The organism is Caulobacter sp. Root655 (assembly GCF_001427665.1).
Classification (GTDB): Bacteria; Pseudomonadota; Alphaproteobacteria; order Caulobacterales; family Caulobacteraceae; genus Caulobacter.
The window spans coordinates 403,461-422,392 of sequence record NZ_LMHC01000012.1 but is presented as its reverse complement, the minus strand read 5'-3'; the positions used below and the strand labels follow the sequence as shown (position 1 = coordinate 422,392).

Sequence of the window (18,932 nt, the reverse complement as noted above, 5' to 3'; positions counted from 1 at the left end):
CGCCGTGATCAGGTCGGACAACAGTGTTTGGGAGTCGACAGTCCATGCCCGCGAGTTTCGACGACATCGAGATCGGCCAGGTGGTCTCGTTGGGGACCACGGTCGTCGACGCCAAGGCGCTGGAGGCGTTCTGCGTCGCCTTTCAGCCGGGCTGGCCGGCGGCCAGCGGCGCGCCCGACACCATGGTCTTCGCCATCTGGTCCAAGCTGGACGCCGAGGCCAGCGCCGTCTGGCCGCAGACCAAGCGGGTGGGCGTCGACGCCCTGCGCTGGCTGCGCAACCCGCCGGCCGGCGAGCTGTTGCGCGGGCGGATGACGGTGATGGGCAAGGATCCCGTGGGCGAAGGCAAGGGCATCGTCATCGCTCAGCACGACCTGCTGGATGAGGCGGGCCGGCTGGTGTTCTCGTGCCTGACCCGGAGCATCTTCGCGCGGTAGGGCCGGGCGCGCTTGCTTCAGCACGCCCGCCACCCCCGTTTTCCCGGCGAAGGCCGGGATCCAGATTCATCCAGAGCGGCTCGTGGGTTTCACCTGGGCCCCGGCCTTCGCCGGGGAAACGGAGAAATTTGGAGGCGAAAAATCGCGCTCAAAAGAGGGCTGAAAACCCCCTACCGCGTCGCTTCGTGGACCTCCTTCTTGGCGTCCTGGCCGGCTTCCTTGGCCTCGCGGTTGGCGTCGGCGCCTGCTTCCTTGGCCGCCACGCCGGCCTTGGCTCCGGCTTCCTGGGTGGCGTCGAGGGCCTTGCCCGCGGCGACCTTGAGGTCGCCGGCGGCTTCCTTGGTGCTCTCCTTCAGGGCCGTGCCGGCTTCCTTGACGTCGGGGTCGTTCTTGATGTTGGTCGCCGCGTCCTTGATGTCGGAGCCGGCGGCCTTGGCGCCTTCCTTGATCTCGGTGGCGTGCTTGTCGGAACAGGCGGTCAGCGACAGGGCGGCCAGGCCGGCGGCGGCGATCAGCATGATGGAGCGCATGGCGTTTCCTCCTTGGAAAGGTTGCTCATAGAACGGCGGGTCATGGTGAAGGTTCCTGTCTGCTCCTGGCCTTGGGCTTTCCCAATGGAGACGGGCCGTCTAAACCGGCGGCCATGCGCATAGCCTTCCTCGGCACCCCCGAATTCTCCGTCGCCTGCCTGGCCGAACTCGTCGCCGCCGGGCACGAGATCGCCTGCGTCTATTCCCAGCCCCCCGCGCCGCGCGGCCGGGGCCAGGACCTCAAGCCCTCGCCGGTCCATGCCTTCGCCGACAGCCTGGGCCTGCCGGTGCGCACGCCGGTGTCGATGAAGACCGCCGAGGAGATCGAGGCCTTCCAGGCCCTGGACCTCGACGCCGCCGTGGTCGTGGCCTTCGGCCAGATCCTGGTGCGCGACGTGCTGGAGGCCCCGCGCCTGGGCTGCTTCAACCTGCACGCCAGCCTGCTGCCGCGCTGGCGCGGCGCGGCGCCGATCCAGCGGGCGATCATGGCCGGCGACGCTGTGACCGGCGTCCAGGTGATGCGGATGAGCGAGGGCCTGGACGAAGGCCCGGTGCTGATGGGCGAACAGGTGCGCATCGACGCCCTGGAGACGGCCGGAACCCTGCACGACAAGCTGGCCGCCGTCGGTTCGCGCATCCTGCCCGTCGCCCTGGCGGCCATCGAGCGGGGCGGCGTGCGCGAGACGCCGCAGAGCGAAGAGGGCGTGACCTACGCCAGGAAGATCAAGGCCGCCGAGGCTCGCATCGACTGGACCCGTCCAGCCGCCGAGATCGACCGCCACATCCGCGGCCTGTCGCCGTTCCCCGGCGCCTGGTTCGAGGCGCCGTCCGAAAAGGGCCCGGTGCGGGTCAAGGCCCTGCTGTCGCGCGTCGAGGACGGAGAGGGCGCGCCGGGCGTGGCCCTGGACGACACGCTGTTGATCGCCTGCGGAGACGGTGCGGTGCGCCTGCTCAAGGCCCAGCGCGAGGGCAAGGGCGCCCAGGACGCCGAGGTGTTCCTGCGCGGCTTCCCGTTGGCGGCCGGAACGGCGCTGGCCTGATGCCCCGCTACCGCCTGACGATCGAATATGACGGCCGGCCCTATAGCGGTTTCCAGGCCCAGGCCGTGCTGCCCTCGGTGCAGGGGGCGATCGAGGCGGCGGTGAAGGCGTTCTGTGGCCAGGAGCTGCGCATCGCGGCGGCCGGCCGCACCGACACCGGCGTCCACGCCACCGGCCAGGTGGTGCATGTCGATCTGGAGCGCGACTGGCCGGCCGAGACGGTGGCCAACGCGCTGAACGCCCACCTGGTGCGGGAGGCGGTCAGCGTGCTCGACGCCGTCGTGGCGCCCGACGACTGGCACGCCCGGTTCTCGGCCAACGAGCGGCGCTACCTGTATCGCATCCTCAACCGCCGGGCCCCGCCGGCCCTGGAGGCGGGCAAGGTCTGGCACGTGAAGAAGGCCATCGACGCGCGGGCCATGCACGTCGCCGCCCAGCATCTGGTCGGGCTGCACGACTTCACGACCTTCCGCGACATGCATTGCCAGGCCAAGTCGCCGCTCAAGACCCTGGACGTCGCCCGGGTCAGCCGGGTCGGCGACGAGGTGCATCTGGAGTTTTCGGCGCGGTCGTTCCTGCATCGGCAGGTGCGGTCGATGACCGGGACCCTGGTCGAGGTCGGGGTCGGGCGCTGGACGCCGGACGACGTGCGCGCTGCGTTGGAGGCTCGGGATCGCACGGCTTGCGGGCCGGTGGCTCCGGCGGACGGGCTGTACCTGACGGGGGTCGGGTACGAGGGGGAGTGATGTTTCTCGTGCTTAAAAGCTTGTCATCCCGGACGTAGCGAAGCGGAGATCCGGGACCGACGCGTGAACGCTTGCGCTTCCGGCGGTCCCGGATCTGCGCGCTACGCGCTTGTCCGGGATGACAACTATTTTTGGAGCTAGTCCACCAGCTCGGCCGGCACCTTGCCGCCGTTTTCCGACAGCTTCTTGATCACCTGCTTGTGCAGCCAGATGTTCATGCTGGCCGAGTCCGACTTGTCGCCGGAATAGCCCAGTTCGTCGGCCAGTTCCTTGCGCTCGGCCAGGCTGCTCTCCATGCCGACCAGCTTCATCAGGTCGACGATCGAGTGGCGCCAGTCCAGTTTCTGCGGATTGCTGGCCGCCAGGTCGTCGAGGACGCCGGTGACGTCGATGACCTGCGGCGGCGGGGCCGGCGCGGCGGCGGCGGGAGCCTGCGTCGGAGCCGCCGCGGGCGGCGGCGCGGCGGGCGCGGCCTTGGGCTTGTGGTTGAAGATCTTGCCCATGATGTTGCTGAAGATACCCACGTCGCGCTCCTCCTGTTCCGGCGCGGAATTTGGCCGGCGAGAGGCTAACGTCAGGTCTAGCTTCAGGGTTGCATGACGGTTTCGCGGCACGCGGCGATTTTACAGTACCGAACAATTGGTCAGCTGGCTGAATCGCTCCAGGGCCACGGTTCCCACCACCGAAGTGCCGAAGCGGTCGAGTTCCGGCGACCACACCGCGATGGTCGCCTTGCCGGGAACCACGGCGACGATGCCGCCGCCGACCCCGCTCTTGGCCGGCAGGCCGACACGATAGGCGAAGCTGCCGACCGAGTCGTAGATGCCGCAGGTCAGCAGCAGGGCGTTCAGCCGCCGGGTCAGGCGCTCGGGGAAGATCGTCTCCTGCACCAGGGGCGAGAAGCCGCCGGCCGCCAGGGGCAGCATGGCCCGGGCCAGCTGGCGGCAGCTCATGGTCAGGGCGCACTGGCGGCAATAGGCGGCGACCACGGCCTCGGGGTCGTGGCTGATCGTGCCCTTGCCGCGCATCAGGTGGGCGATGGCGCGGTTCTGGTGGGCGGTGGCCAGTTCGGACGCCGCCACCGTCTCGTCGATCTCGACCTGTTCGTCGGCCAGGAAACTCGCGAAGCCGCGCACCAGGGCGGCGGGGTCCCGGACCGAGTCGAGCAACAGGTCCGAGATCGCCATGGCCCCGGCGTTGATGAACGGGTTGCGCGGCACGCCCTCCTCGGCCTCGAGCTGGGAGAGGTGGTTGAACGGCGTGCCCGACGGCTCCTTGCCGACCCGGGTCCAGACCTCGTCGCCGAAGCGGTTCAGGGCCAGCCCGAGCGAGAACACCTTGGTGATGCTCTGGACCGAGAAGCCCTCGTCGGCGTCGCCGATCACCGCCTCCTCGCCGCTGACCGTGCGCACGGCCATGCCGAACTTGGACCCTGGCACGCGAGCCAGCTGCGGGATGTAGTCGGCGGGCTGGCCCTTGCCGAAGTGCGGCTTCACCAGCACGGCCACCTCGGCCAGGACGTCGGCGATCGAGAACTCGTCCAATTGTCTCTCCGTCGACGGAGGAGGCTAAACCGCGAAGGCCGCGAAATAGCGCTGGATCAGCGCCTTGTAGATCTCGGCCAGGTCGCGGATCTCCTGCACCGGCACGCGCTCGTCGATCGCGTGCATGGTGGCCCCGACCAGGCCGAACTCCACCACCGGGCAGATGGCGCGGATGAACCGCGCGTCGCTGGTGCCGCCGGTGGTGGACAGCTCCGGAACCCGGCCAGTGGCGTCGCCGACCGCGGCGACGATCACGTCGGTGAAGGCGCCGGGCTCGGTCAGGAACGCCTCGCCGCTGACCTTGCACAGGGCCTCGACCCGGCCGGAGAAACCCTCGGCGGCCTCGCGGCACTCGTGCTCGATCCAGGCGGCCAGGTCCTTGCCCTGGTGGGCGGGATTGAAGCGGATGTTGATGCGGGCCTTGGCGCTGGCCGGGATGACGTTGGTGGCGGTGTTGCCGACGTCGACCGTGGTGACCTCCAGGTTCGACGGCTGGAAGCCGATGTAGCCGTCGTCCAGCATCCGCGACTGCAGGCGGCTGAGGATGTCGACCAGCACCGGGATCGGGTTGGCGGCGCGGTGCGGATAGGCCACGTGGCCCTGGTGGCCGTCGACGGCGATCCAGGCGTTGATGCTGCCGCGCCGGCCGATCTTGACCATGTCGCCCAGCAGGCTGGCCGAGGTGGGCTCGCCGACGATGCAGTGGTCGATGACCTCGCCCTCGGCGGCCAGGGCCTGGACGACCTTGACGGTGCCGTCCTCGGCCACGCCCTCCTCGTCGCCGGTGATCAGGAAGCTGAGCGAGCCGGGCAGGTCTCGCGGAAGGTAGGAGACGGCGGCGACGAAGGCGGCGATGGCGCTCTTCATGTCGACCGCGCCGCGGCCATACAGCACGCCGTCCTGGATCTCGGCCTCGAAGGGGCCCTGCGTCCAGGCGGCGGTGTCGCCGACCGGCACCACGTCGGTATGGCCGGCGAAACACAGGTTGGGCCGCGCTGTTCCGCGCCGGGCGTAGAGGTTCTCGATCTCGCCGAACCGCATGCGGCGGCAGGAAAAGCCCAAGGCTTCCAGCTGCCGTTGCAGGACGTCCATGGCCCCCTCGTCGGCCGGCGTCACGGACGGGCGGCGGATCAGGGCTTGAGCCAGGGCGACGGGGTCGAGGGCGAGCGTGTCTGGGGCAAGGTCGGTCATCGTCCTTGGCTTTAGGCTGGCGCGTCCGATGACGCAAACCTCATCCGTCCCGGGTTCGGCGATCGGCAACCAGGAAGACGATCGCGCGAAAGCTGTGATATGGACAGGTTTCAACTTCGGGGGAAGAAGACATGCTGGCCTGGATCATCGCCGTCGTCGAGCCGGTCGTCGCCTGGTTGGCCAACCATTGGCCCGCCTTCGCCAGGCTGCTGAACGGCGTGGTGATCGACGGCATCGTCAAGCAGACCCGCACCCGGCCCCATCCCTGGAGCACCAGGACCGACTACATCAGCTGGGCCGCCCTGACCGACAAGACCTACAGCGCCCGCCACCTGCCGGCGGCGACGTTCGAATCCTTTCCCAGCCTGGAACGGGCGACGGCCCTGTTCGCGCGACCGACCGGCGAGCAGGTGCTGTGCCCCAAGTCGACCATGCTGTTCCCGGCCTTCGCCCAGTACCTGACCGACGGCTTCATCCGCACCAAGGTCTCCAACGATGACGCCCTGACCGACCGCCGGCGCAACACCTCCAACCACGAGATCGACCTGTGCGCGCTTTACGGCCGGACCGAGTTCCAGACCCTGGCGCTGCGCCTGCGGTCGCCGAACTCGGCCGAGCGCGGCCGCCTGAAATCGCAGCGCATCCAGGGCGAGGAATACCCGCCGGCCCTCTATGACGACAACGGCGTGCTGCTGGACGAGTTCGCGGCGCTCGATCCGCCGCTGGGGATCAGCAAGGTCCCCGCCGAGCTGCGGCCCACCCTGTTCGCGGTCGGCGGCGACCGCGCCAACGCCACGGTCGGGGTGTCGATGATCAACACCCTGCTGCTGCGCGAGCACAACCGCCTGGCCGGGCTGATCGCCGCGGCCAACACCGACTGGGACGACGACCGAGTGTTCGAGGTCGCGCGCAACGTGATGATCGTGCTGTTCATCAAGCTGGTGGTCGAGGAATACATCAACCACATCTCGCCCTCGCGGATCTGCCTGCTGGCCGATCCCAGCGGCTGCTGGCGCAAGCCATGGAACAAGCCCAACTGGATCACCGCCGAGTTCAGCCTGCTCTATCGCTGGCACTCCCTGGTGCCCGACCGGCTGAACTGGAACGGCGTGGAGACCTCGACCGGAAACCTGCGGTTCGCCAACCCGCTGTTCACCTCGGTGGGCCTGGCCCAGGCCTTTGCCTGGATGAGCGCCCAGCCCGCCGCCCGGCTGGGCATGGGCAACACCGCCGACTTCCTGCAGAGCGTCGAGGCCGACGCCATCGCCCAGGCGCGCACCAACCAGGTCGCGCCCTACAACGCCTATCGCCGGACCCTGGGCATGCCGGCGGTCAAGACCTTCGGCGACATCACCCAGGACCAGGATATCGCCAAGCGGCTGGAAGAGACCTATCCGGGCGGGGTCGACACGGTGGAGTTCTATATCGGCATGTTCGCCGAGGCGGTGGTCGACAACTCGCCCTTGCCGCCGCTGATCCTGCGGATGGTGGCGGTGGACGCCTTTTCCCAGGCGATGACCAACCCGCTGCTGTCCGAGCACATCTGGGGCGACGACACCAACCGCCGGGCCGCGTTCACCGACCTGGGGCTGGAGGCGATCGCCTCGACGCGGACGATGCGCGACCTGCTGGTGCGCAACGGCGCCGACCCCGGCGCGTCGTTCGTCGGCATGACCCGGCAGGACTGGGTGCGCAAGGGACGCATCCAGCGGGCGGCCTGACGCCGGCCTGCTGTTGACTGGCGCCCCATGACGGCGTAAAAGCCGCCCCATAAGTTCATTGTTTGTTCTATTGACACCGCGAGTCGCGAGGATTCAACTCCGATTCGGAGATTTGCCGTGCCCCAAACCGCCGTCCAATTCGACCGGGAAAAATTCAAGGAAGCGATCCTCTATCTCGCGGCGTCTTGCCCCCCCGAAGAGCTTGGCAACGTGAAGCTCCACAAGATGCTTTATTTCGCGGACATGATGTACTTCCTACAGGAAGGACGTCCGCTGACCGGCGTTGATTATCTCAAGCAAAAATTCGGACCTACGGCGCGCCACCTGACATCGGCTGTCGAAGAACTTACGCGCGAAGGGCGTCTGAGGGTCGATGAGGTCGACTATCACGGCTTCTTCAAGAAGGACTACATCGTCACCGCGCCGTTTGAGCGTCATCGGCTCGCTGAAGACGAACTGTTACTCCTCGACGACGTCGCCGACTATGTAAGAGGGAAAACGGCGCGCCAAATCAGCGAGATCAGCCACAATGCGGCCTGGGAAGCGGCTGAACTTGGCGAAGTAATCCCCTACTTCACCGCCCTGCAACTCGTGCCGATCGAGGTCACGGACGCGGATCGCACCTGGGCGCTGGAGGCGGCGAACGCACATGCGGGTACGAGGCCCTTCTGATCGGCCGCCCTTCTCGATTAGCCATTCGGAGCTTTTCGAGGAGGCGGTCTTCGTCCTTCAGCGTCAATTCCCCTTTATCGACGACGCGGTGCAGAACGCGGAATGGCTTCTACGCCGCGCGCCGTTCAACAATGAGCGTTGCCCGGCCTTCGAAGGCCGGGACCTGTTCATTGCGCTCGCGCCGAAGACCCCGCGGTCTCCGGCGCTGCGACTGCTGTACGAAGTTGGCGGACAGAAGGTCTTTCTCTGGCACCTTTCGGTGCGCGAGGCTTAGTCCCGCAGCAGGTCGTTGATCGAGGTCTTCGACCGGGTCTTGGCGTCCACCGTCTTGACGATGACGGCGCAGGACAGGCTGGGGCCGCCCTTGGGGTCGGGCAGGCTGCCGGGGACGACGACGCTGAAGGGCGGCACCTTGCCGATGTGGACCACTCCGGTGGCGCGATCGACGATCTTGGTCGACATCGAGATGAACACGCCCATCGACAGCACGCTGCCCTCGCCGATCACCACGCCCTCGACCACCTCGGAGCGGGCCCCGATGAAGCAGTCGTCCTCGATGATCGTGGGGTTGGCCTGCAGGGGCTCGAGCACGCCGCCGATGCCGACGCCGCCCGACAGGTGGACGCGCTTGCCGATCTGGGCGCAGGAGCCGACCGTCACCCAGGTGTCGACCATGGTGCTGTCGTCGACATAGGCGCCGATGTTCACGAACGACGGCATCAGGATGACGTTCTTGCCCACGTAGGCGCCGCGGCGGACGATCGCGCCGGGCACGGCGCGGAAGCCGGCCGCCTCGAACTGCGGCGCGTCCCAGCCGTCGAACTTGTTGGGAACCTTGTCCCACCACGGCCCGACCGCGCCGCCCATGGCGCCGGCGTGCATCAGCCGGTTGGGGTTGAGGCGGAACGACAGCAGCACGGCCTTCTTCAGCCACTGATGCGTGGTCCACTCGCCGTCGATCTTCTCCGAGACGCGGGCCGCGCCGGCGTCGATCAGCAGCAGGGTCTCCTCGACCGCGGTGCGCACCGGGCCGGTGGTGGCGGTGGAGACGCCGTCGCGGGCCTCCCAGGCGGCTTCGACTTCGGTCCGCAGGTCGGCCATGCTGACCGAAAGGGGGGGCAGGGTGGTCATCTCAGGCTTCCTTCAAGCGCGCCGAGGTCAGGAACCCGGCGAGGTCGTGCGTGCGGTGGTGGACGAAGTCGGCGGTCGAGGCGGCCGCGTGGGCCCCGACCAGGACGGTGGTCATGCCCAGCAGGGCGGCGGGGGCGAGGTTCTTCTCGCTGTCCTCGAAGAAGGCGGTGGCCCTCGGCGCGAAGCCGTGGCGGGCGATCACCTTCTCGAAGGTGGCCATGGCCGGCTTGGGCAGATAGTCGGCCGTCTCGATGGCGAAGACGTCCTCGAACAGATGGTCCAGGCCCAGGTGGCCAAGCACCCGCGCGGCGTGGCCCAGCGAGCCGTTGGTGAAGATCAGCCGCCGGCCGGGCAGGGCGTCGATGGCGTCGCGCAACGCCGGATCGGGCGTCAGACGGTCCATCGACACGTCGTGCACTTCGTCGAGAAACGCCTTGGGCGCGATGCCGTGGTGGGCCATCAGCCCGGCCAGGGTGGTGCCGTGCTCTGTGTAGTAGCGCTTCTGGATCGCCCGGGCTTCCTCGCGGGGCAGGCCGGTCTCCCGCTCCATGAAGTCGGTCATCCGCCCCTCGATCAGGGCCATGTATTCGGACTCGGCCGGATAGAGGGTATTGTCGAGGTCGAACAGCCAGGTCTCGACGTGGGTCAGGTCGGCGGCCGTCACGCGACCCTCTCCCMRWGGGAGAGGGTGCTTTCCGGCCAACCCTCATTTCGAGATCAGCGTGCCCGCGCCGTGCTCGCTGAACAGTTCGACCAGCATGGCGTGGGGACGGCGGCCGTCCAGGATGACCACGGCCTCGACGCCGGATTCCACGGCGTGGATGGCGTTTTCCAGCTTGGGGATCATGCCGCCGCTGGCCACGCCGCTCTCGATCAGGCCGCGCGCCTCGGCGATGGTCATCTGGCGGATGAGGTTTCCCTCGCCGTCCAGCACGCCGGCGATGTCGGTCAGCATCAGCATGCGCTTGGCCTTCAGCGCCCCAGCCAGGGCGCCGGCCACGGTGTCGGCGTTGATGTTGAAGGTCTGGCCGGCTTCCGACACGCCGATCGGGGCGATCACCGGGATGTAGTCGGTCTCGGAGGTCAGCAGCGCCTGGATGATGTGCGGGTCGATCTTGGTCGGCTCGCCCACGAAGCCCAGGTCGACGACCTGCTCGATGTTGCTGTCGGGGTCGCGCTTGGTGCGGGTCACCTTCTCGGCGGTGATCAGCCGGGCGTCCTTGCCCGACAGACCCACGCCGCGGACGTCGGCCTCGGCGCCGGCCAGGGTGATCCAGTTGGCGATTTCCTTGTTGATGGCGCCCGACAGCACCATCTCGGCCACTTCCATGGTGGCCTCGTCGGTGACGCGCAGCCCGTCGACGAAGGTCGACTTGACACCGGCCTTGTCGAGCATGCGGCTGATCTGCGGGCCGCCGCCGTGCACCACCACGGGGTGGACGCCCAGCAGCTTGAGCAGCACGGCGTCGGCCGCGAACAGCTTGGCTACCTGCTCCTGGCCCATGGCGTGACCGCCGTATTTGATCACCACCGTCTCGCGGTCGTAGATCTGGATATAGGGCAGGGCTTCGGCCAGGGTCTTGGCGGTGGCCCAGCCCGCTTCCTCGGCGACGTCGGTCAAGGCGGCGGTCCTGTAAGGCGAAAGGCGCGCCTCGATAGCGGACCCCGCCCCCCCTGTCACGCGCCGCCTTTACATGGGGAAGGAACTCGGTTGACGCCCCCTGTTGTTGTCATCCCGGCTGTAGCGAAGCGGAAGGCCGGGACCCAGGGCCACCGCATCGCGTCGGCCCCTGGGTCCCGGACAGCCTCTGCGAGGCTTCCGGGATGACAACCCGATTTAAGATGCTGATATTTCTTGGCTATTCCGGCCGTTCGATCGTGCCCGAACTCTAGACGGCGCGCGGCATGGCGGACACGCCCCAACGCGAGGCGTAGGCCGGCGCCAGCTCCAGCCCGATGGGCGGCTGGCCGGGCGCCCGACCGTCGCGCAGGCAGGCCGAGAGGTAGGACAGGGCGGTCTTCACGCCATGCGAGGAATAGGGCTTGCCGATCACCCCGCAGGCCCCGGCGAAATCGTCGGGCAGGCGCTTGAGGTTGGCGGTCATGAACAGCGCCACGCCACCGCAGTCGTCATGAATCCTGCGCGCCACCTCGACGCCGGTCGGACCGTCGCGCAGGTGGACATCGACCAGGGCGAGGTCGGGATGCAGGTCGTTGGCCATGGCCATGGCCTCGTCGGAACTCATGGCGTGGCCGACCGTATGGTAGCCGACCTCGTCGAGCAGAAATTCCAGCTCGGTGGCCAGAAGGACTTCGTCTTCCACGATCAACACGTCGAGCGGGCGCCCGTTCATCACCAAATCCGACCTTCCTCAGTGATGAACGCCGTCAACCGGCATGTGCACCACGACACGGGTTCCGGGTTCGGCCGACGTGGTCTCGGATCTGGCCTTCAATTGCTGGCAGAGCAACTGGACGATAGTCAGACCGAACCCGCCCGAAGACGCGGAATTCTCAAGTCCAACGCCGTTGTCGGTAATTTCGATCCGGAGATCGTCGTCGGAGCGGGCGATGCCGACGAAAATATCGCCACTGTGTCCTATGGGGAACGCATGGCGCAGGGCGTTGGAGAACAGCTCGCTGATCACCAGCGCCAGGGGCGCGGCCTTGGCGGCGGCGACATCGACCCGTTCCAGGTCCAACTGCACCTTGACGTCGTCGCGTCGCGCCGACCCCACCATGTCGCTGACCAGGTCGCGCACGAAGGCCGAGACGTCGAAGCGCTCGACGTCATCGCTCTGGAACAGCCGGCGGTGAACGGTGGCGATGGCGCTGACCCGTTCCAGCATGCCGCGCAGGGAGGCCTTCACGGCGGGGTCGGTGACCCGGCGGTTCTGCAACAGCAGCAGCGAGGAAATGAGCTGGAGGTTGTTCTTGACCCGATGGTCGACCTCGTGGAGCAGGGCGGTCTTCTGGTCCAGGGCCTGGCTCAGTTCGTGGGTCCGGTCGGCGACGGCGGCTTCCAGCCGGTCGCGGACATCGTCCCGTTCCGACGCCAGGCGCTTGCTGTCGCTGACGTCGAGCTGGGAGGCGAAGAAGTAGGTGACCTCGCCGGTCTTGTCGCGAACCGGCGACAGGTGGAGGGCGTTCCAGAACGTGGAGCCGTCCTTGCGATAGTTGAGGATGTCCACGACCGCGTCCTCGCCCTTGGCGATGGCCTCCCGAACCCGGTCGGCCTGGACCGGATCGGTGTCGGGACCTTGCAGGAACCGGCAGTTGCGGCCGATCACCTCGTCACGCGGATAGCCGGTCAACTTCAGGAAGGCGTCGTTGGCGAAGATGATCGGATTGTCGGCCTGGCGGGGGTCGGTGACGATCATCGCCATCCGCGTGGCCCGGATCGCGGCGGCGAAAGGATCGCGAAGGTCGTGCTCGGCGGTTGGTGGCTTCGCCGCGCGTTCCGACTGGGTGATGTCCGTCATGTTTGAAACGCCCGACCCGGCCTCTACGCCCCCGTGGTTCCCGAAACGCCGGTCAGGGAGACGGGTTCCGGATACTGGCCCAAAACGCATGGCGGCGGAAACCCGGTGAGGGTTCCCGCCGCCTAGAGCACGCCGCGTGGTCCGTGGTCGGCCTATTTCGGGCGATAGATCCGGTCGAAGACGCCGCCGTCGGCGAAGTGGGTGGCCTGGGCCTTCTTCCAGCCGCCGAAGGTGTCGTCGATCGTCACCAGCGGGATCTTCTTGAACCGGGCGGCGTATTTGGCCGCCGCCGCCGCGTTGCGCGGACGGTAGTAGTTCTTGCCGATCAGGTCCTGGGCGATGGGGCTGTAGAGGAAGTTCAGATAGCCCTCGGCGGCCAGGCGGGTCTTGTGGCGGTCGACGTTCCTGTCGACCACGGCCACTGGCGGCTCGGCCAGGATCGACAGCGACGGGTAGACGATGTCGAACTTGCCCGGCAATTCCTCCTGCGCCAGGTAGGCCTCGTTCTCCCACGACAGCAGCACATCGCCCAGGCCGCGCTGGGTGAAGCTGGTGGTCGCGCCGCGCGCGCCGGTGTCGAGCACCGGCACGTGCTTGAACAGTTCGCCGACGAAGGCCTCGGCCTTGGCCGGGTTGCCGCCCGGCTGCTTCAGGGCCCAGGCCCAGGCGGCCAGGTAGTTCCAGCGCGCCCCGCCCGAGGTCTTGGGGTTGGGCGTGATCACGTCGATGCCCGGCTTCACCAGGTCGTTCCAATCCTTGATCTTCCAGGGATTGCCCTTGCGGACCAGGAACACGATCGTCGAGGTGTAGGGGGTCGAATTGTCCGGCAGACGCGACTGCCAGTTGGCGGGCAGCAGCTTGGCCCTGGCGGCGATTTCGTCGATGTCATAGGCGAGCGCCAGGGTGACGACGTCGGCCTGCAGGCCGTCGATCACCGACCGGGCCTGTTTGCCCGAGCCGCCATGGCTCTGGTTGATGGTCAGGTCTTGGCCGACCTTTTCCTTCCAGTACTTGGCGTAGGCGGCGTTGATGTCCTTGTAGAGCTCGCGCGTCGGGTCGTAGCTGACGTTCAGCAGGGTCAACGGCTTAACGCCCCGGGCCTGGGCCGGACCGGCCAGGGCGGCGGGCACGGCCAGGGCGGCGGCTCCGGCCGTGGCCGAGCCCAGAAGGCCGCGTCGCGTGGGGGTCTTCAGATCGTGGGTCATGGCGATGTCGCTCGCGTGAAAAGGTTGGTCTTGAAGGCTGGGCGTTCGGCCCGCCGGATCGCTCGTGATTAGAACGCGTACTGGCTGCGCAGGTTGACGGCCTTGTAGCTCTGGCCGATCAGCGCGCCCGCCGTGTCACGGCGGTCGACGTCGACGTCCAGGTAGTCCAGCGAGAACTTGGTCACCGAATTGGGGAACCAGTTGATCCCGGCGCTGACGATCTCCTGCACGCCGCCGCGCACCCGGTCGGCCGCCACGGTGGCGTATTCGTGGTGGTTCAGGTCGAGCACCGAATAGCGGGCCGCCAGTTCCCAGGCGCCCCACTTGCCGGCCTTGGGGTCGAACGGATTGTCGATGGTCGGGGCGTCGAAGGCGAAATTCGCGGCGTTGTACTTGCGCGCCTCGCCGGTCAGCACCCAGCCGCCCTCGACGTACCAGCCGCTGAACTTCGGATCGGTGACGTTGGCGGCGCGGTTGCGACGGTCCAGCGCGATATCGAAATACTCGCCCTGGATCAGGAAGTTCTTCTTCTGGGCGGCCAGTTCGAAGCCGTAGTGGCGGGCGCCCGACGAGTCGATGGCCCCGCTGCTGACCAGGCGCGTGCCGTCGGTGCGCAGCTCGGGGCGGTCCTCGATGGTGATGGGGTAGGCGCCGGCCAGGGCGGTCTGGGCCGGCTGGGCCACCAGGCTGGCGTTGACGCCGGTATGGATCAACCAATCGTAACCCTTGAACGGCACGAAGGCGACGCGGCCGACATAGCCCAACTGCTCGTCGAAGGTGGCGCTGTCGCCGGCCTTCGCGCCGGTCACCGCGCCCGAGATGATCCAGCGCTCGCCGACGGCCTGGGCCTGCAGCGAGATGCGGCGGTCGGCGCCGGCCAGGCCGCGCGCGGCCTCCGCCGCCGAAGGCCGCTCGGGGAACAGCGAACCGTTGGTCGAGGCGGCGTCTTCCAGGCCGAGGTTCGGCGCGAAGGCCCCGACCTTCACTTTGAAGGGCGCGTAGTTGTACTGCAGGTAGATCTCCTGCAGCTGACCGGCCCCGTCCGTGCCCGAGCCGCCGAAGTCCAGCAGCACGCCGTAGTCGAAGTTCTTGAAGGCCTTGCCGTCGACGCCCAGGCGGGCGCGGCGGAAGTTGGCGCCGCTGTTGAGGTCGCGGGCGGTGACGGCGGCCGGCAGGCCGCTGTCCTGATTGTACCAGGTGGCGTCCAGCTGCATCACGGCATGGACCGTGGCGCTGAAGGCGCCGTCGCCCGAGGCGATGGTCGGCTTGCCGCCGGCGATGCTGACGGTGGTGGCGGCCTGGGCGGTGCGGACGTCCTTGAGGCTGGCGGCGGTCGCGGCCTTGAGGTCGGCGATCTGGCCGGACAGGGCTTCGAGCTGGGCTTCCAGGGCCTCGATGCGGGCCTGCTGCTGCTCAGGCGTCTGGGCGGCCCCTGAGGTGCTCTGGGCTTGGGCCGCGCCGGTCATGACGAAGAGCGATGCGCCTCCGATCAGGACGGCGCGCAAGGCGGTATTGGCTTTGATCATGGTCTTCCCCTCTCGGCGGCCTTGGCCGGCGCCGATGTTGATCAGGAAAAAAGAACATTATTCCTACCCGTTAAATGGAGATTAGGGCGGGAGGCTTTGAGTTTTCCTTCAGGCTGTGACCGATGATCGCATAGAGCCTTGGAATCCAAACGAAAAAGGCCCGCGCCGAGGCGCGGGCCTTGTCGATTGTTGTTCTCTTGGGTCGCTTTCCAAGGCCCCTGGGGCGCCGGAAAGGCGGTGGTCCAGGTCCTAGAACATCGCCCGGCCGGTGAGCTTCACGTTGTAGCGCTTCTGCTTCTTGGCGGACTCGGCGTTGGCCTCCAGCGCCAGGTAGGACATCGGCGTGCCGGCCCGGATGGCGAAGCCCAGGGTCATGGCGCCTTCCTTGTCGTTGAGAGCCGCCAGGGTGAAGGGCGTGCCGCCGACGAAGTTGGCGACCGTGTCGCCGATGTCGCCCGCCAGGGTCTTGCGATAGCCGACCCGCACTTCGGGGCGCCACCAGACGGTCTGGCCCAGGTCGGCGCCGAAGGCCACGCCCGCGTCGGCGGTGAGGCTGTCGGACGTCCGCCGCTTGACGACCTGGTCGAAGCCCGCGCCGCCGCCGCTTTCCTTGCGCTCGCCTTCACGCAGCCACAGGTAGTCGAGCCGCGCTTCCGGCCGGATGAAGTAGCGGCCGAACTTGGCCTCGTAGGCGGTTCCGGCGAAGGCGTTGAACGTCGCGCCGGTCCACTTGGCGTGGTTCTTCCGCGTCACGTCGACGACGCCGTCCTTGTTGGCGTCGCCGGAGGAGAACACGCGGTCGCCGGTGTACCAGCCGTAGCCGCCGCCGCCGCCGGCGTTCAGCCGCCAGCCGCCGATCGACCGGCGCCAGTAGCCGCCCAGCTGGACGAAGTTGCCGGTGGTCTGCTCGCCCACCTTGGCGGCGATGTCGTGTTCCTCGACGCTGACATAGGCCAGGGTCAGGCCCAGCGCGCCGCCGGCGTCGCCCATGGCTTCATAGCCGCCGACGAAGCCGAAGGCCTGGGTGTCCGAACCCATGGTGTCGGCGGTGTCGCGGCGGACCAGGGTGTTGATCTCCTGGATCCAGATGCTGTCGGGGCCGTAGCGGTCGCCCGGATCGGGCCGGTAGGCGGTCGCCGCCGAGATCGCCTGGTTGGCGTTCTGCAGCGCCGCGAAGAAGCCCTCGCCCTGGTCGGGCATCATCTGGTCGTAATAGCCCAGGAAGCCGTCCTTGGTGGTCTGGCCGAGGAAGGCGTTGGCCAGGGGGGTGTCCTTGCCCAGGGCGGCGAACACCGCGTCATAGGCGCCGCCCTGTGACACGTTCATGCCGATCTCGGCGGCCGAGCGACGGCGCACGTCGAGATAGAGGTTGTTGGCGTCGGTCCGGCTGCTGGCCACGTACATGTAGGGCGTGCCGCCCAGCAGGTCCTGGTTGATCGTGCCGGCCGTCAGGCTGGCGCCGGTGATGACGGTGTAGCTGGTCGGCGCCGACAGCAGGCTTTTCAGCTGCAGGCCCACCTGGGCGCCGGAGGCGATGTTGACCGCGCCGGATGCCACGATGTGGGTGTTGGCGCCCGCGCCGTTGTTGGCCGAGGGGTCGGCGGTGAACAGGATTTTGCTGTCCGCCCCCAGGTTCACGCTGGTGACGTTGATGGTCTCGGCGTTGGTCAGGCCCAGTGAACCCTTGGCGACGTTGACCGCCAGCTGGCCGTCTGAATCGCGCAGGGCGCCGATCACGCTGGCTCCGCCGCCGATGTTCAGGGTGTCGGCCCCGGCGCCGAACGAGATTCCGCCCAGAACCGTGCCGCTCTGGACGTTGAATGTGTCCGCGCCCGAGCCGAAGCGGACGTCGCCGACGATCAGCGGCACGCCGATGGCCGTCGTGGCGGACGCCGACGTCACCGTATCGGCGCTGGGGTAGGTGGTGGTGATGGCGGTCGAGGTCGGGGCGACCTGGTTCACCGTGACGCCGGCCGTCGAGGCGCTGAGGTCCAGGGCGATGGCCGTGCCGGTGGCGACCGCGGCGGTGGCGGGCGCCGTGCCGTCCGCCTTGGCGGTCGGAGCCGCGACCCGGGCGACGATCTGGCCGCTGTTGGTGACGTTGGTCAGCGTGCCGGCCGCGTCGAGGACCCCGATCGCGTTGCCGGTTTCGCCGCTGCGGGTCACCTGGATGGAGCCGCTGTTGTTCAGGCTGGTCGCGCTGGCGCCGGCGTTGATCACGACGCCGCGCGCGTCGCCGGTGTTGGTCGAGCCGGCATAGGACGCGCTGGTCGAAGTGATCTGGCCGCGGTTCCAGATCGACGGCGCGTTGGCGCCGGCCGTCAGGTTGACGCCCGTGGCGTTGGCGTCCCGCGAACTGGCGGTGACGGCGCCGTCGAAGCGGGCCCCGCCAACCAGGGTCGTGGCCTGGACCGTCGCGCCGCCGGTGCCGATCTGCACGGCGGTCGCCGCGACCTTGTCATAGACGCCGCTGGCCGAAATGCTGCCCTTGGACACCAGGCCGTAGGCGTTGTCGGCCGTGCCGACCGCGCCGATCGTCACGGCCTGGGTGTCGGAGCCGATCAGCAGGGCGGGCGCGCCACCGAAGGTGCTGATCGACGCCGTTGGCGTCGTCGACGAGGTGATGGTGGTGGTCGTCGTGGTCGCGGCCGCGCCGTCGACGACGGTCGAGAAGGTCGGTCCGTTCAGCAGGACGCCGCCGGTGACGTTGCCGCCGATCCGCACGGCCGGTCCGCCCTGCAGGAGGTCGTCCGCGTCGAACTTGACGACAGCGGTTTCGACGGGACGCGTAGTGTAGCGATAGCCGGTCGTGGCCACCGAGCCCTGAAGGGCGAAGGCGCCGGTCACGTTGGCGTCGACCGCCACGCCCGTGGCGTTCAGGCCCGTGACGGCGACCGAGCCGCCCTGGACGATGTTGCCGGTCACGGGCCCGGCGACATGGACGCCGTAGCTGTTGTCGCCGGTGACGGTGATCGCGCCCTTGCTGGTCAGGTTGCCGACCAGGCCGGTTTCCAGCGAGATGCCGGCCGAGTTGTTGCCCTCGATGGTGATCGAACCGGCGGTGTCGTTGATGATGTCGCCGGTGAAGACACCGGGGCCGGTCAGGCGGACGCCGTAGCGGTTGGTCCCCTTGGCGAACGGACCGTCGAGGTCGCCGTCGGGCGCGGCCGCGCCGGCCGCGTTCTTGTCGTCGTCGGTCGGGGTGTAGTCCTCGGTCAGGCTGATCGCGAGCGAGTTGGTCACCGTGCCGGTATTGCCGCCGAGGATCAGGATGCCGGTCGAGTTGTCGACCCCCACCGTCGCCAGCGTGCCGGCGTTGGTCACCTTGTTGTTGCTGTTGAGGGTGACGATGGCCCCGGGGAGGGTCGGCTTGATCGAGCCGGCGGCGTCGATCCTGATGTCGTCACGGCCAGTCGCCGTCGCGGTCGCCGTGGCGACCGGGGCCGTGGTGGCCGTGTTGATGACCGTCTCAGCATAAGCGCCGAACGCCATGGCCAGGAGAGGAGCGGTTGCGACTGTCGCGACCAGGACCTTGCGCTGCATTACGAACGACACCTCGGAGAAAAACCCAGACCCCAGATTGCGGCACGTTGCGGCGAAATTGCGGTGGTTTCCGCTAACGACGTGCTTCCAGGCGTTTGACGGTCTATCGCAAGCCTTGCCGGGGCGCCATATCTGGTTCGCCGAATCCCTCCTTCCTCGGAAAT

The 18,932-nt window shown here is 68.1% G+C and carries 18 protein-coding genes; 6 read left to right on the top strand and 12 right to left on the bottom strand.

Features of this window, described 5'->3' with window-relative positions:
• The first annotated feature begins 44 nt into the window (after positions 1 to 44).
• A complete protein-coding gene (locus ASD79_RS10985; RefSeq protein WP_056721440.1) occupies positions 45 to 437 on the top strand; it encodes a hypothetical protein in 393 nt (130 codons plus the stop codon).
• A 170-nt stretch (positions 438 to 607) separates the two neighbouring features.
• Here ASD79_RS10985 and ASD79_RS10980 read toward each other — a convergent pair whose 3' ends face one another.
• A complete protein-coding gene (locus tag ASD79_RS10980) occupies positions 608 to 967 on the bottom strand; it encodes a hypothetical protein (RefSeq protein WP_056721438.1) in 360 nt (119 codons plus the stop codon).
• Positions 968 to 1,080: 113 nt separating this feature from the next.
• Between ASD79_RS10980 and fmt the strand changes: the two genes are divergently transcribed.
• Together fmt and truA are read left to right on the top strand one after the other, a co-directional pair.
• Positions 1,081 to 2,007: a methionyl-tRNA formyltransferase gene (gene fmt / locus ASD79_RS10975; protein WP_056721435.1), complete on the top strand. Its 927-nt coding sequence runs from the start codon at positions 1,081 to 1,083 to the stop codon at positions 2,005 to 2,007.
• Positions 2,007 to 2,753, top strand: coding sequence for a tRNA pseudouridine(38-40) synthase TruA (truA, locus tag ASD79_RS10970; RefSeq protein WP_056721432.1), 747 nt, complete (start codon positions 2,007 to 2,009; stop codon positions 2,751 to 2,753). Before fmt ends, truA begins: the two co-directional genes overlap by 1 nt.
• Positions 2,754 to 2,890: 137 nt before the next feature.
• Here the strand turns inward: truA and ASD79_RS10965 are convergent, their stop codons facing one another.
• The 3 genes from ASD79_RS10965 to dapE form a co-directional block, all read right to left on the bottom strand.
• On the bottom strand, positions 2,891 to 3,277 hold the full coding sequence (locus ASD79_RS10965) for a DUF3597 domain-containing protein (protein WP_056721430.1): 387 nt from the start codon (positions 3,275 to 3,277) through the stop codon (positions 2,891 to 2,893).
• A 99-nt stretch (positions 3,278 to 3,376) separates the two neighbouring features.
• The gene (locus ASD79_RS10960) at positions 3,377 to 4,297 is read right to left on the bottom strand and encodes a glutaminase (RefSeq protein WP_056721428.1); all 921 of its coding nucleotides are present in this window, start codon (positions 4,295 to 4,297) and stop codon (positions 3,377 to 3,379) included.
• 24 nt (positions 4,298 to 4,321) lie between these two features.
• Positions 4,322 to 5,488, bottom strand: coding sequence for a succinyl-diaminopimelate desuccinylase (gene dapE / locus ASD79_RS10955; RefSeq protein ID WP_056721426.1), 1,167 nt, complete (start codon positions 5,486 to 5,488; stop codon positions 4,322 to 4,324).
• A gap of 131 nt (positions 5,489 to 5,619) precedes the next feature.
• Between dapE and ASD79_RS10950 the strand changes: the two genes are divergently transcribed.
• The 3 genes from ASD79_RS10950 (at position 5,620) to ASD79_RS10940 (ending at position 8,155) form a co-directional block, all read left to right on the top strand.
• A complete protein-coding gene (locus tag ASD79_RS10950) occupies positions 5,620 to 7,209 on the top strand; it encodes a peroxidase family protein (RefSeq protein ID WP_056721424.1) in 1,590 nt (529 codons plus the stop codon).
• Between the two features lie 117 nt (positions 7,210 to 7,326).
• Entirely contained in the window at positions 7,327 to 7,881 is a 555-nt protein-coding gene (locus ASD79_RS10945) for a Panacea domain-containing protein (RefSeq protein ID WP_056721422.1), read from the top strand.
• A complete protein-coding gene (locus tag ASD79_RS10940) occupies positions 7,859 to 8,155 on the top strand; it encodes a hypothetical protein (RefSeq protein ID WP_056721420.1) in 297 nt (98 codons plus the stop codon). The genes ASD79_RS10945 and ASD79_RS10940 overlap by 23 nt, the downstream gene beginning before the upstream one ends.
• Here the strand turns inward: ASD79_RS10940 and dapD are convergent.
• The 8 genes from dapD to ASD79_RS10900 all read right to left on the bottom strand — a co-directional run bounded on the left by dapD (position 8,152) and on the right by ASD79_RS10900 (position 18,768).
• Positions 8,152 to 9,012 carry a 2,3,4,5-tetrahydropyridine-2,6-dicarboxylate N-succinyltransferase gene (gene dapD, locus ASD79_RS10935; RefSeq protein ID WP_056721419.1) on the bottom strand — a complete coding sequence of 287 codons (861 nt, stop codon included), beginning with the start codon at positions 9,010 to 9,012 and terminating at the stop codon, positions 8,152 to 8,154. The two genes, ASD79_RS10940 and dapD, sit on opposite strands and share 4 nt — an antisense overlap.
• Before the next feature lies 1 nt (position 9,013).
• Positions 9,014 to 9,676 carry a pyrimidine 5'-nucleotidase gene (locus tag ASD79_RS10930; protein ID WP_056721417.1) on the bottom strand — a complete coding sequence of 221 codons (663 nt, stop codon included), beginning with the start codon at positions 9,674 to 9,676 and terminating at the stop codon, positions 9,014 to 9,016.
• Positions 9,677 to 9,718: 42 nt separating this feature from the next.
• A complete protein-coding gene (gene argB, locus ASD79_RS10925; RefSeq protein WP_056721414.1) occupies positions 9,719 to 10,633 on the bottom strand; it encodes an acetylglutamate kinase in 915 nt (304 codons plus the stop codon).
• Between the two features lie 268 nt (positions 10,634 to 10,901).
• Positions 10,902 to 11,366, bottom strand: a complete 465-nt coding sequence (locus tag ASD79_RS10920) for a response regulator (protein WP_056721693.1) — start codon at positions 11,364 to 11,366, stop codon at positions 10,902 to 10,904.
• 18 nt (positions 11,367 to 11,384) lie between these two features.
• On the bottom strand, positions 11,385 to 12,494 hold the full coding sequence (locus ASD79_RS10915) for a histidine kinase dimerization/phosphoacceptor domain -containing protein (protein ID WP_056721412.1): 1,110 nt from the start codon (positions 12,492 to 12,494) through the stop codon (positions 11,385 to 11,387).
• Between the two features lie 152 nt (positions 12,495 to 12,646).
• Positions 12,647 to 13,699, bottom strand: coding sequence for a sulfate ABC transporter substrate-binding protein (locus ASD79_RS10910; protein WP_056721410.1), 1,053 nt, complete (start codon positions 13,697 to 13,699; stop codon positions 12,647 to 12,649).
• Positions 13,700 to 13,767: 68 nt separating this feature from the next.
• Positions 13,768 to 15,225 carry a porin gene (locus ASD79_RS10905; RefSeq protein ID WP_056721409.1) on the bottom strand — a complete coding sequence of 486 codons (1,458 nt, stop codon included), beginning with the start codon at positions 15,223 to 15,225 and terminating at the stop codon, positions 13,768 to 13,770.
• A gap of 249 nt (positions 15,226 to 15,474) precedes the next feature.
• Entirely contained in the window at positions 15,475 to 18,768 is a 3,294-nt protein-coding gene (locus tag ASD79_RS10900; RefSeq protein ID WP_056721406.1) for an autotransporter outer membrane beta-barrel domain-containing protein, read from the bottom strand.
• Positions 18,769 to 18,932 lie beyond the last annotated feature (164 nt).

Coding starts and splice junctions, on each gene's coding strand:
- ASD79_RS10905 (WP_056721409.1), bottom strand. CDS start 15,225: ATGATCAAAGCCAATACCGCCTTGCGCGCCGTCCTGATCGGAGGCGCA.
- ASD79_RS10915 (WP_056721412.1), bottom strand. CDS start 12,494: ATGACGGACATCACCCAGTCGGAACGCGCGGCGAAGCCACCAACCGCC.
- ASD79_RS10980 (WP_056721438.1), bottom strand. CDS start 967: ATGCGCTCCATCATGCTGATCGCCGCCGCCGGCCTGGCCGCCCTGTCG.
- dapD (WP_056721419.1), bottom strand. CDS start 9,012: ATGACCACCCTGCCCCCCCTTTCGGTCAGCATGGCCGACCTGCGGACC.
- ASD79_RS10940 (WP_056721420.1), top strand. CDS start 7,859: ATGCGGGTACGAGGCCCTTCTGATCGGCCGCCCTTCTCGATTAGCCAT.
- ASD79_RS10950 (WP_056721424.1), top strand. CDS start 5,620: ATGCTGGCCTGGATCATCGCCGTCGTCGAGCCGGTCGTCGCCTGGTTG.
- ASD79_RS10900 (WP_056721406.1), bottom strand. CDS start 18,768: ATGCAGCGCAAGGTCCTGGTCGCGACAGTCGCAACCGCTCCTCTCCTG.
- dapE (WP_056721426.1), bottom strand. CDS start 5,488: ATGACCGACCTTGCCCCAGACACGCTCGCCCTCGACCCCGTCGCCCTG.
- ASD79_RS10910 (WP_056721410.1), bottom strand. CDS start 13,699: ATGACCCACGATCTGAAGACCCCCACGCGACGCGGCCTTCTGGGCTCG.
- ASD79_RS10985 (WP_056721440.1), top strand. CDS start 45: ATGCCCGCGAGTTTCGACGACATCGAGATCGGCCAGGTGGTCTCGTTG.
- truA (WP_056721432.1), top strand. CDS start 2,007: ATGCCCCGCTACCGCCTGACGATCGAATATGACGGCCGGCCCTATAGC.
- fmt (WP_056721435.1), top strand. CDS start 1,081: ATGCGCATAGCCTTCCTCGGCACCCCCGAATTCTCCGTCGCCTGCCTG.
- ASD79_RS10920 (WP_056721693.1), bottom strand. CDS start 11,366: ATGAACGGGCGCCCGCTCGACGTGTTGATCGTGGAAGACGAAGTCCTT.